The sequence below is a fragment of the Marinimicrobium sp. LS-A18 genome (genome assembly GCF_000463525.1).
Lineage (GTDB): Bacteria > Pseudomonadota > Gammaproteobacteria > Pseudomonadales > Cellvibrionaceae > Marinimicrobium > Marinimicrobium koreense.
This window is the reverse complement of sequence record NZ_AWEP01000003.1, coordinates 118,240-130,445: the sequence shown is the minus strand read 5'-3', so window position 1 is coordinate 130,445 and position 12,206 is coordinate 118,240. Positions and strand designations below refer to the sequence as shown.

Annotated in this window: 8 protein-coding genes and 1 pseudogene; 2 read left to right on the top strand and 7 right to left on the bottom strand. The window is 56.2% G+C overall.

Going from position 1 to position 12,206, the window contains the following annotated elements; genetic code table 11:
• The first annotated feature begins 4 nt into the window (after positions 1–4).
• The gene (locus tag N645_RS0106850; RefSeq protein WP_024460763.1) at positions 5–370 is read left to right on the top strand and encodes a hypothetical protein; all 366 of its coding nucleotides are present in this window, start codon (positions 5–7) and stop codon (positions 368–370) included.
• Positions 371–391: 21 nt separating this feature from the next.
• On the opposite strand, the pseudogene N645_RS16715 reads toward N645_RS0106850, so the two are convergent.
• A pseudogene (locus N645_RS16715) lies at positions 392–1,042 on the bottom strand (HAD family hydrolase).
• A gap of 351 nt (positions 1,043–1,393) precedes the next feature.
• Here N645_RS16715 and N645_RS17400 point away from each other — a divergent pair.
• Positions 1,394–4,096 (top strand): GDSL-type esterase/lipase family protein, encoded by a 2,703-nt coding sequence (locus N645_RS17400; RefSeq protein ID WP_024460762.1) that lies wholly within the window; start codon positions 1,394–1,396, stop codon positions 4,094–4,096.
• 73 nt (positions 4,097–4,169) lie between these two features.
• On the opposite strand, the gene N645_RS0106835 is transcribed toward N645_RS17400, so the two are convergent.
• The 6 genes from N645_RS0106835 to N645_RS0106810 all read right to left on the bottom strand — a co-directional run bounded on the left by N645_RS0106835 (position 4,170) and on the right by N645_RS0106810 (position 12,047).
• A complete protein-coding gene (locus N645_RS0106835; protein WP_024460761.1) occupies positions 4,170–5,567 on the bottom strand; it encodes a hypothetical protein in 1,398 nt (465 codons plus the stop codon).
• A 117-nt stretch (positions 5,568–5,684) separates the two neighbouring features.
• Entirely contained in the window at positions 5,685–6,410 is a 726-nt protein-coding gene (locus tag N645_RS0106830; protein ID WP_024460760.1) for a spermidine synthase, read from the bottom strand.
• 84 nt (positions 6,411–6,494) lie between these two features.
• Positions 6,495–7,331, bottom strand: a complete 837-nt coding sequence (locus N645_RS0106825) for a fumarylacetoacetate hydrolase family protein (protein ID WP_024460759.1) — start codon at positions 7,329–7,331, stop codon at positions 6,495–6,497.
• A 16-nt stretch (positions 7,332–7,347) separates the two neighbouring features.
• Complete coding sequence (locus N645_RS0106820; protein WP_024460758.1) at positions 7,348–8,673, bottom strand: GntP family permease; 1,326 nt, start codon at positions 8,671–8,673, stop codon at positions 7,348–7,350.
• A 66-nt stretch (positions 8,674–8,739) separates the two neighbouring features.
• Positions 8,740–10,461 (bottom strand): IlvD/Edd family dehydratase, encoded by a 1,722-nt coding sequence (locus N645_RS0106815; RefSeq protein WP_024460757.1) that lies wholly within the window; start codon positions 10,459–10,461, stop codon positions 8,740–8,742.
• On the bottom strand, positions 10,458–12,047 hold the full coding sequence (locus N645_RS0106810; protein WP_024460756.1) for an aldehyde dehydrogenase (NADP(+)): 1,590 nt from the start codon (positions 12,045–12,047) through the stop codon (positions 10,458–10,460). Before N645_RS0106810 ends, N645_RS0106815 begins: the two co-directional genes overlap by 4 nt.
• Between the last annotated feature and the right edge of the window lie 159 nt (positions 12,048–12,206).

Genomic DNA, 12,206 nt, shown 5'->3' with positions numbered 1-12,206 from the left:
ATCCATGAATTTCGATCTTGAAACATGGTTCTTTTGGTTGTCCCTTCCTGTGGTTATAGCCGCTTTCGGTTCCCTGCTGGTTTTTGGTCGTATGACGATGGCACCGCTTGAAAAGCGAATCAAACGAGACGGTCTTCCGCGCCCCTGTCCGTGGGATGGCCCCGGTGCAAGAATTTACTGGTATGCATGGGTTATAGCGATTCCCGTCGGTAGAGCGAATCGGGAGGACGACCCGCTGATAGACGTTCCATTGGTAAAGTCCTACGCCACTAAGGGAGATGTAACTAGGGCGGTTGTGTTCATGGTTGCTCAGACCTTGTTTCTAATTATGCTCATATTATTTAGCATACTTGATATCGACTCTTTATGACCTGCTCTCAAGACGTGAGCGTTAAGCATTTTCGATAATAGACAACAACTCAGCGTAACTTCGACATACGGCATCCGCTTCGGAACATTTGGCACCATGCAAGTCGCTGGGAATAAAAACGGTATACATTCCCATGTTCGCGGCGCCCCGGATGTCGGCAACTGGACTGTCTCCGACGAAAATGCACTTTTCAGGCGAAACTGACAGCTCCTTGCAGGCCAGCTAAAAAATGGCGGGTTCGGGTTTTCTGCAGCCTACTGCCTCGGAAACGATAATCGAATCAAAGAAGTCGGCTATGCCGAGCGCTGATAGGTTTTCTTCCTGTAAAGGGCTCTTACCATTAGAGATCAAGCCAATTTTATAGCCTTCGCGACCAAGCTGCCGAACTGCATCCGAAGCCCCTGGTCTTTCGGTACAAAAATTTCGAAAGTGGTTAAGGTACTCGTCCACCAGCTCGTCAACGCTCTGTGGAATAGAGAATTCGTCTTTCAGGCATTGGTAAACCTGGTCCTTCCAAACCGATCCATTGCTATCGAGCTCGACAAACCGTCCCACAAACTTCTCCGAGTTGTCGATTCCCAGTGAGCTAGTGGCTTGCCAGTGACAGAATCCGATAAGGGAGCTCGCTCTGTCCAGCAGGGTGTTGTCGAGGTCAAACAGTATGCTTTTCATGGGTTGCTCGTAGGAATGGAGTCAAGTGCTGTCTTGTCACTATATAGCATCGAAAACCTTTATCACGAGTGCACTCCTTTATAAATAATCCTAATAAATAACAAAGCCACTAATTTCAAATATTGATAACCACTCTGATTTCATTCGAGCCCAGATGTTCTGATTGATTCTGATCAAATCCGCCATAATAGTGAATCAACCATTCGTTCATAATGAATATATGACTTAATATTAATTTAAATGATCTAAAATGCTTGCAAATGACCTAGAATAGAATAATAGTGTGCGGTGAATCAGTTGACTGCTCTTTTAGGTTGTTACTACATAACATAAAAATTCAAGAGGAATAACATGAATAAATACCTATGGCTGCTACTCCTGACCATCGCACTTGCCGGATGTGGTGGGGGCAGTAACTCCACCCCCGACAACACTCCCAATGAGCCGCAAACACCGACCACACCTACCGCTCCCGAAGAGGAAGATGAGAACACCGGGGACGTCCCGGACGACGAAGAGCAGACGGAAGAGGACCAGACAGAGGAGGACCAGACAGAGGAGGACCAGACAGAGGAGCCAGTGGTTGACGAGCCGGGTGCCGATGTTCAGCTGTTTGTAGTCGGGGACTCAACGGTTGCCAGCTATAACTCGTCCTCCTATCCACAGGCAGGCTGGGGTCAGGTTCTCCAGCATTATTTCGATGAGAGTGACATTGAGGTTCTCAACCGGGCTCGAGGTGGTCGCAGCTCCAAAAGCTACAAAGTCGATGGCATCTGGGATGACGTTCTGGCCGAGGTGGACGAGGGCGACTATGTGATGATCCAGTTTGGGCACAACGACCGGGACTGGACCAAAGAAGAGCGCTATACCTCCACAGACGATTACGAAGTCTATCTGACCGAATACGTGGAAGAGACTCGTGCGAAGTCGGCGACACCGATACTGGTCAGCCCGATGGTCATGAATGCCTACCGCGACGGTGCACTGCGCAATGTGTTCACCGAGGAGGGCAATGACTATGCCGGTTCCATGGCCAAAGTGGCGACGGATCTGGACGCTGCCTATATCGACCTGAACGCCAAATCCTGGGAGTTGGTGAACTCCCTTGGGCAAGAGCAGGCATCGCATTACCTCTACCTGATTCTGGACGCTGGCGAGTACGAGAATTACCCAGAGGGCAGCAACGATGGCACTCACTTCCAGGAGTCCGGGGCTGTGGAAATGGCTCGTCTGGTGGTGGAAGGCCTTGAAGAACTGAATGGTAATGAGTCCCTGATGACGCTGTTGGACGGAGTAAAGCAACGATACGCCCTGACGGTCGAGCAGGAGGGCGCCAGCGACAGCCTTTACACCCAGGGGAACAACTACCCGGAGGGTACGCCGTTGACCCTCAAGGTGAGAGCTGGGGATAGCGATACCTTTGACGCCTGGTATACCGCTGGCCAGGTGGCCAGTGAAGTCAACCTGTATCAGACGACCATGCCGGTTGGAAAGCTCACCCTGATCGCCGCGTTCAACGGGGTTGTGCCTGAGTTCAATTTTGAGGCCGCGACCGCTTACCTGATTGGTGATTCGACCGTTGCCGATTACGCCGACGGTTACTACCCGCAAACCGGCTGGGGGCAAGTGTTTCAGCATTACTTTGATGAATCCAAAATCACCATCGACAACCGGGCCCTGGGTGGGCGCAGCTCAAAAAGCTACTATGAAAACCACTGGGCCGATGTCAAAGCCAGCGTTCAGGAAGGTGATTTCGTCTTCATTCAGTTCGGCATTAACGACCGCGCGCAGGATGAAGAGCGCAGAGCGCCCACCGGCGGCGTGTTCGAAGGCTATATGACCAATTTCGCGGAAGAGACCCGGGAGCTGGGCGCAACGCCCATCTTTGTGACCACGGTGCGTCGCAACCAATGGCAAAACGGCGTTCCCTACGATGCTTACCATGAACATCCAGTGGTCACCCGTGAGCTGGCCGCCGACCTTGGCGTGCCGCTGGTTGACCTCAACGCAAAAAACAAAGCGCTGCTTGAACTGGTTGGCGAAGACTACGCTAACGAGTTTTACTACATGGGCTTCGGTGCCAACCAGTACGGAAACGCCACGGCCGCCTCGGACACCGTGCACTTTCAGAAGCAGGGCGCCGTCGAAATGGCACGCCTGGTGGCGGAAGGGCTGGAGGAGTTGAGCGGGGTCAATTCAGTGGCACCCCTAGTCAGTGCGCTGAAACCAACTTTTGCCATGAGCGTCTCGTCACCCACGCCCGCTGCAGGCACTTACTCACAAGCGTTCGAGTATCCTGAAGGTGCTCCGATGACGCTCAAAGCGCTGGCCAACGAAGGCGATGAGTTTACTCAATGGCTGGATGGTGATCGAGCCGAAGCATCTGCGGACTTCATCTATGAGTTTGATACCGCGGCCATGGCTACCAGCTACGAGGCGGTATTCAACAACAGCGAAGGTCTGGGGTCGGTGATGACCAACCTGACCACCGAGTTCGAAAATACGAACATCGTGCTGAACTGGTCACTGGAGAATTTCAGTGGCGAGATTACCTATGTTGAAATCTACCGCAATGATCAGGCGAATTTTGATGGTCGCGAGCGTATTCTCGCCGGTGCCGCCACCAGTGGCCGCTTTGTCGATGAAACCGCCGAAGCCGGCAAAACCTATTGGTACATGTTCAAGGTGGTGCACGATGGCGAAACCACCAACACCGAGGCCGAAGGCGAAATCAGAAAGCCGTTTGTCGATGAAGTGCCCGTGACCAACTTGACAGCCACCATTGTCAACGGCACCTCCGTTCAGGTTTCCTGGAATCTTCAATACTTTGAGCCGGAAATTACGTATATCGAAATATACCGGAACGACGTGCAGGAGCTCTTGGGGCGCGACCGTATCGTTGCCGGTGCCGGCATGAACGGTACTTACCTGGATGAGGCTCTGGAGCCAGGTAAAACCTACTGGTACATGGTCAAGATTGTTCAGAACGGCAATACGATCAATACGGACCCGGAAGCGGAAACCACCATTCCTGAGGATGCGGTTGCCGAATAAGGGGGTGTTGTGCCAGTGAGGCTGGCACCCAAAAAAAAGAGGGCTCGCTTACTGCGGGCCCTCTTTTTTTGTGTCAATTGTAGCCAAACAACTTCTGGCGTTTGATTTTCTGGGCCACCACATCCGGAACCTGATGTTCCCACCCGGATTGGCCAGAGCCGATCTGTTCAAGCACGTTCGGGGAGAAAATATCCAGGTAGTCTTCGTTGTACCGCTCCAGTTGCACGATATGGCCATTGTCCAACAGGTGCTGGTAGAGGTGACGAAGAGGCTTGGGAACCTCAAGGTTGTCCGCTTTGATCAACTGGGTAGTTTTCGGGTCGCGATAGGGGTAGATATACAATTTGACCTTGTTTTTGAACAGCCTGCCGAAGCCTTCCAAAAGGCCGCCGGGTAGGTCTTTATAGTAGCTTTCCTCAAACAGCTCGGCGAGGCTGTGGGCGCCCATGGTGATGCCAATGCGGCCCTGAGTGTTCCGGCTGAGGTAAGACGCCAGGCGGTGATATTCCGGGTAGTCAGAAATCATTACCGTGTGGCCGGCGGCCTCCAGTACCTCGGCTCGGCTGATGAAATCGTCCAGATCGACGTCGCCCCCGGCGTTCAGGTTCTTCAGGGCCATTTCCATAATGGCGACCGTCTCTCCGGATTCGGCTCCGGTCTCGGCTTCCATGGCGGTCAATGCGGAGTCCAGCATGTCGATATTCACATGGGTCACCGGGCGAAAACGTCCACGCTCCACCAGCACGGATTTCTTGCGCAGGTGCTCGGAGGGCTGAAGCACGCGGCCGTCGGCGGCAAACATGGCGGCATCACTCAGGCCCAATTGGACCAGGCGCAGGCTGAGAACACGGTTGTCCACCTGCTCAAAGGCAGCGCCCGAAAAATCCACCATATCCACTTCCAGGCGATTCACACTGAGGCCGTCGAGCAGCGATTGCACCAACAGGTCCGGATCATCGCTCAAAAAGCAGGCGCCATAGACGAGGTTCACGCCGACGATGCCCAGGGCCTCCTGCTGCAACGCGTTTTCGCTGTCGAGCATGCGCACATGAATAATGATTTCGCTGGCCTGGGTGCCGGGCTCGGCCTGGAAGCGTATCCCCAGCCAGCCATGGCACTCGTTGGTGCCATGGTAGTTGCGCGCGGAGACGGTGTTGGCAAAGGAAAAGAAGGCGGTACTCTCACCCCGGTCTAGCGCCAGGCGCTCCAGGGTAAGGTCGTACTCGTAGGTGAGCATGGATTCCAGCCGCTCCCGGCAGACGTAGCGGGCGCATTTGCCGTAAATGGCATCGCTCACTGTCATATCGTAAGCGGAGATACTCTTCGCGATGGTCCCCGCCGCGCCGCCGGCCTGAAAGAACCAGCGCACTACCTCCTGACCTGCGCCAATTTCGGCGAAGGAGCCGTATCGGGTGTCCTCGAGGTTCACTTTCAGGGCTTTTTCGCGCGGATGCTTGGGATGGGGATCCATAGGGGCAGTCTCTCCTCGGGCTGGGTGGATGAGGCAAATGTGCAATCCTCATCCTAACCCACAAGCGGCCGTGAGGCTATGGCAGCGGCTTTACCCCTCACTCCCGGATTGTCCGTCTTAGCTGCCCTTCATGCAGACGTATACCGAGTTGGTCGATTCGCCGCTTTGAAACGGGTTATAGAAAGAAACCACGTGGGATTCCACACGCTCGAACACTGTTTTCAGTAAGGCCTCAAAGCGCTCCTCCGGCAGATTCTGGGACCACATGGCGAACACCCCCTTGGGTTTGAGCTTCTCTGCCATCAGCCCCAGGTTTTCCGTGGTGTAAAACCCGGCGTTACCGGCATTCAGGTATTCGGTGGGGGAGTGGTCGATATCCAGAAGAATCGCATCGAAACGCTTGTTCGGGTCATCCGGATCAAAACCGGCCTTGGGGTCCGTTGCCAGGTCGAAAAAACTGTCCAGCACATAGTGGTTGCGCGCATCGGCATTGAGTACTTTCCCGAGCGGTACTTTTTCATCTCGATGCCAGCCAATCACGGTATCCAGCGCCTCGACCACAAACAGCTCGGAAATCCGCTCGTCCTTCAGCGCCGCCACGGCGGTATAACCCAGACCCAGGCCGCCCACCACAACACTGAGCGGGTCGCCCTCCACGGCCGCCAGGCACAGCGTGGACAGGGCTTCTTCGGCTTCCACAAACATGCTGGACATCAGGAATTCATCGCCCAGCTTGACCTCATAGATATCCCGGTCGCCAAAGGCGGGCATGCGGCGACGACGAAGGGAGATCTCCCCGAGCGGGGAGTTCTGGCTGTCGATTTCCTCGAACAGTGCTGACATCGGAACCTTATCCTATTTGACACTCCTCCTGGCGAATTCCAGAGGAAACCCGAGAGTATCCCCTAAATCGGTATGGTTTCTCAACTAGGCGACCTGATTCGTTAAAGTGCCGATCTCCGGCACGGTAATGCTGACAATATCGCCGGACTCAAGGGTGAAGTCGCCGCCGGGCACAATGCCGGTGCCGGTCATCAGGAGGGCACCGTGCGGGAAGCTGCACTCGCGAAACAGAAATCCGGCCAACTCCTCAAAGCCGCGTTTGATCTGATTGATTTCAACATCCCCGGTAAAAATCGGTTCCTGATTTCGGCTGATGGTCAGCTGTATTTGGGTGTCACTGGCGAGGGGCGATTGCGTCACGAGAATGCAGGGTCCCAGGGCCGCACAGCCGTCGTAGGTTTTGGCCTGAGGCAGATAGAGCGGGTTTTCACCTTCAATGCTGCGGGAGCTCATATCGTTGCCGATCGTGTAACCGATGATTTTTCCGGAGCTGCTCAACACCAGAACCAGCTCCGGCTCGGGGACATCCCAACTGGAATCCCTCCGGATACGGACCTTGCCCCCGTGGCCGACCACCCGGTGGCGGCTGGCCTTGAAAAACAGCTCGGGGCGCTCGGCTTCGTAAACCCGGGCGTAAAAATCCGAGCCGCCGGTTTTCTCGCTCTCTTCCTGCCGGCCCTGTTTGCTGCGCATATAGGTAACGCCACTGGCCCAAAGCTCCTGACTCTGCATGGGTGCGTCCAGCGAGCTCGCCAACAGATTCTCGGCATTATCAATAGCGGTCATCCCGCTGACCAATGCTTCGGTTTGCCCGTACAGGTTATCGTCGTTAATAAACTCGTCCCAGGACTGGTCCTGCACCCGGTACCACTGGCCGTTGTGCTCAATCAGTATGCTGTCAGTCAATTTATGGATTTTCATGGCTCGATACCTCCCCCTACACCAATAGGCTGATGATGAACACGCAAGTCGCGGCACTGGTACCCATCACCAGTGTGCCTAACGTATGAGTTTTATAACCGGTCTTGGCATCCATGCCGGACATCTGCGTCACCACCCAAAAAAAGCTGTCATTGGCGTGTGAGACGACGGCCGAACCCGCGCCGATGACCAGCACCACCAATGCTTTTTCCAACCCGCTCACAAATCCCAGCGTCTCCATGAGTGGTGCCATGATGGAGGCAGCGGTGATCAACGCCACAGTGGACGAGCCCTGGGCAGTTTTGATGGAGGCGGCCAGTAAAAACGGGAGCCATATGCCAAGGTTCCAACTGGACACCGTTTCACCCAAAGTATCAGCGATTCCGGAACGCTGGAGCATATGGCCGAAAATACCCCCAGCGCCGGTAATCAGGATAATGGACGCTGCATTAGCCAGGGACTTTCCGATCCAGCCACTGGTGGACCACATTTCGACTTCCAGCTTCTTGGGCAACAAGAGCGACAGAAATACGCCGATCAACAACGCCACAAAAGGCTCGCCGATAAAGTTGACGATCTGAGTGAAGAGCGAGGGCGACAACTCAAAAATACTGAGCAACGACTTACTGACGATTAGCAGAATTGGAACCACTATGGGCAGAATCGATTTGACCAGAGAGGGCGCCTGGCGGGACAGCTCTTCCAGGCGGGCTTCATCCAGATCCGGCAAAGGGTCCACCTGAAACCGCGCGACGTACTTGGAGGCAAAGAGAATACTCACCGTCAAGGCAATCAGGCTGACCGGTAAACCCACCAATAGTACCTGCCCCAGATTCGCACCGAGAATGCCTGCGGCGGCAATGGGGCCGGGCGTGGGCGGCACCATGGTGTGCGACACCGTCAGACCCAAGCTCAGGGCAATGGCCGCGCCGGCCAGAGTGATGCCAGCCTTTTTGCACAGGGATTTGTTCAGGGGAGAAAGCAGAATAAAACCACTGTCGGCGAAGACCGGAATGGATACCACATAACCCATGATGCCCATGGAGGGCGCAATGTTCTTTCGCCCCAGCAACGCCAGTAGCCGATCGGCAATACGGTAGGCGGCGCCGGTGTGCTCCAGAAAACTGCCGATGATGATACCCAGAATGATGATCAGCCCGATCCCACCCAGCGTTCGACCGAAACCCTCATTGACCGCTGCGATAATATCGTCCGCCGGCATGCCCGCCAGAAACCCGTATAGCAGGGCTACCAGCAATAGGGCGATAAAGGGGTGCACTTTCAATCGGGAGGTAAGAAACACGATCAAAACGACACAAAGCACCAGATAGCCAATCAGCATACTCACTCCTACTTATTATTGTGGAGCGATAAACAGCCTGTCGCGTTAGCGCGACTTATCGCGGTATCAATGCAGGTCCCGGTCCACCTTCGCTCCGGATTTGCCTACCAATACGTCAAGGTCAGCCCCTCGATCGGCCTGTTCCACATGGTCGAGGTAAATTCTCACGTAGCCTCGGGTCGCCATGGGATCCGGCGCCTGCCAGTTTGCACGTCGTGCGGCCAACTCTTCGTCGGAGACGTGCAACTGCAACAGACGGCGTTCGACATCCAGCTCGATTTCATCGCCGTCTTGCACCAGCGCCAGGGTACCGCCGATGGTGGACTCGGGTGATACATGCAGCACCACCGTACCGTACGCGGTGCCGCTCATGCGGCCGTCGGAGATACGGACCATATCCTTGACACCCTGCAATGTCAGTTTTCGAGGCAAGTCCACATTGCCCACTTCGGGCATGCCCGGATAACCTTTGGGGCCCACGCCTTTCAGAACAATCACACTGTCCGCATCAATGTCCAGATCGGGCTCATCGATACGGGCGTGGTAGTCTTCCATGCTTTCGAAGACCACGGCCTTACCTCGGTGCTGCATCAGTTTGGGCGTGGCCGCGGAGGGTTTGATCACAGCACCGTTCTCGCACAGGTTGCCTTTCAATACCGCAATACCCGCCGCCGGATTCAACGGCTGGTCCCGGGAAACAATCACCTCCCGGTTGTAGCACCTGGCGTTGACATAATTGTCGGCCAGGTGTCGGCCATTGGCGGTCATCAACTGGCCGTGCAACAAGTCGCCCAGCTCGTTCATCACGACACCCAGACCGCCCGCGTAAAAGTAATCCTCCATCAGATACTTTCCCGACGGCATAAGATTCACCAGCAGCGGCACATGTCGGCCGATGCGATCAAAATCCTCCAGCTCTAGTGGGACGCCCATACGACCGGCAATGGCCTGCAAATGGATAATGAAGTTGGTGGAACCACCGACGGCGGCGTTGACCACGATCGCGTTTTCAAAAGCTTCCCGCACCAGAATATCGCTGAGCTTCAGATCGTTCTTGACCATCTCGACGATACGCCGGCCAGACAACTGCGCCATGGCTTTTTTGCGTGCATCCACCGCTGGAATCGACGAGGCGCCCGGCAAAGTCAGACCGAGGGTTTCGGCCATGGTGGCCATAGTGGAAGCCGTGCCCATGGTATTGCAGTGGCCGGCGCTTCGGGCCGCGCAGATTTCCGCCTCCAGAAAGTCCTCGTCGGTGAATTCCTCGGTGTCTTTCTTGGCCTTGATCTGCCAGTTGAACGAGCCCGAACCGATTTCGCCACCGCGAAATTTCCCGTTGAGCATGGGGCCACCCGGCACCACCAGGGTGGGTAGGTCGACGCTGCAGGCGCCCATGATTAACGACGGTGTGGTTTTATCGCAGCCGGTCAGCAGGATGATGCCGTCCAGGGGATTGGCCCGGATAGACTCCTCCACATCCATGCTCGCCAGATTGCGAAACAGCATGGTGGTCGGGCGCATGATGGTTTCGCCCAACGACATGACGGGAAATTCAAAGGGCACGCCCCCGGCTTCCAGAACGCCTTTTTTGACCACTTCGGCGATATCGCGCAAGTGGCCGTTGCACGGGGTCAGTTCTGACCAGGTGTTGCAAATACCGATGACCGGGCGGCCGCGAAAATAATCGTCGGGATAGCCCTGGTTGCGCAGCCAGGAGCGGTGCACAAAGCCCATCTTGTCATTGCCGCCAAACCATTCCTGACTGCGCAGTTTCTTCTTATGGCTCATAGGGCCTCCTGGGAAAGCGTGCCATTGACCACTCTGGTCAGCTTCAGTGGATTACTGTCGCGCAGCGCGTCGGGCAATAACGGCTCGGGAAAGTTCTGGAAGCACACAGGACGTAAAAAACGCTGGATGGCGGCGGTGCCGACCGAGGTAAAGCGCGCGTCGGTAGAGGCGGGGAAGGGGCCGCCGTGCATCATGGAAGGGCAGACTTCCACACCCGTCGGGAAGCCATTGATCACAAGGCGGCCCACTTTTTCGGTCAGCAGGTCCACTAACGCTTTGTGGTGGGCCAATTCCTCCTGGGTGCTATGAATAGTGCCGCTCAACTGTCCGTCCAGGGTATCCAGTACGCTACGCAGTTGGTTGGAGTCCTTGCAGACCACCACCAGGGATGCTGGGCCAAAAAGTTCGTCGTGAATCTCGGGATGTTTAAGAAAATCCTCGGCACGGGTTCGCAGCAGGGTGGGGCGGGCATGGAAGCCTTGCTCGCTCTGTGCCTCTCGGCCTTGGGCCAGCACCTGCACAAAATCCTGATTGAGATAACCGGTCAGCCCTTTGTCATAGGACGAACAGATGCCCTCGTTCAGCATCACCCCCGCGTCAGTCTGCTGTAACTGCTCACTGGCGGCATTGAGGAATGCTTCCAGTTCGGCCCCCTCTAGGGCCAGTACCAGGCCGGGTTTAACGCAAAACTGGCCGGTGCCCATGGTCATCGAACCCACGAAGCCTTTGGCAATCGTCTCGGCGGAATCTTTCAGCGCCTCGGGCAGCAGCACCAGTGGATTGACGCTGCTCATCTCCGCAAACACCGGAATCGGGTCCGGGCGCTCGTTGGCCAGCTTGTGCAGGGCCATCCCGCCCTTGAAAGAGCCGGTAAAGCCCACGGCTTTAATCTGGGGCGCCTGAACCAGTCGGGCACCGACTGCGTTATCGCCCCGCAAGAGGGAGAAAACCCCGGCGGGCATGCCTGACTTTTCTGCCGCCGTGGCCATGGCTCTACCCACAAGCTCGGACGTGCCCGGGTGAGAGGGGTGGCTCTTTACCACCACCGGGCAGCCGGCCGCCAGGGCCGAAGCGGTGTCGCCGCCGGCCACTGAGAACGCCAGGGGAAAGTTGGCCACCCCGAATACCGCCACCGGCCCCAGGGCCTGATTCACATAGCGAAGGTCGGGTTTGGGTAGGGGCTGGCGGTCGGGCTGGGCGGTGTCGATGCGGGCGTCCAGGTGGTCGCCGCTTTCGATGTAGTCGGCGAACATGCGCAGTTGGCCGCAGGTTCTGGCCCGCTCGCCTTCGGCGCGGGCGGTGGGGTAGCCGGTTTCGGCACTGACCCGGTCCGTCAAAGCCTCACCCAGGTTCATGATTTCATCAGCGCAGCAGCGCAGAAATCTGGCCCGCTCGGTCAGGCTGGTGTTCCGGTATTCGGCAAAGGCTTCGGCCGCGGCCTGAGCGGCGGTATCCACCTGGGCTTCGCTGGCGGCGGACATGACCGGCTCCAACGATTTGCCGCTGGCTGGATCGAGCGCCTGATATCCCTCGCTCTCGCCTTTGTGCCACTCCCCCTGATAGTAGATATCTCCAGAAATACGCATAATGCCCCCGTTTGCCGATGCTTATGGTTTGTAGGACATTATGACAATAGTCGATAACCAAAGCGCAGGCAAACCGTCGTTGGGTCAAATCGCCCCAACCAGGCATTCAGAGCAGGGGGTCGGCATCGTCGGGTTGCCCAGAGCGATGCCGGCCGAAGT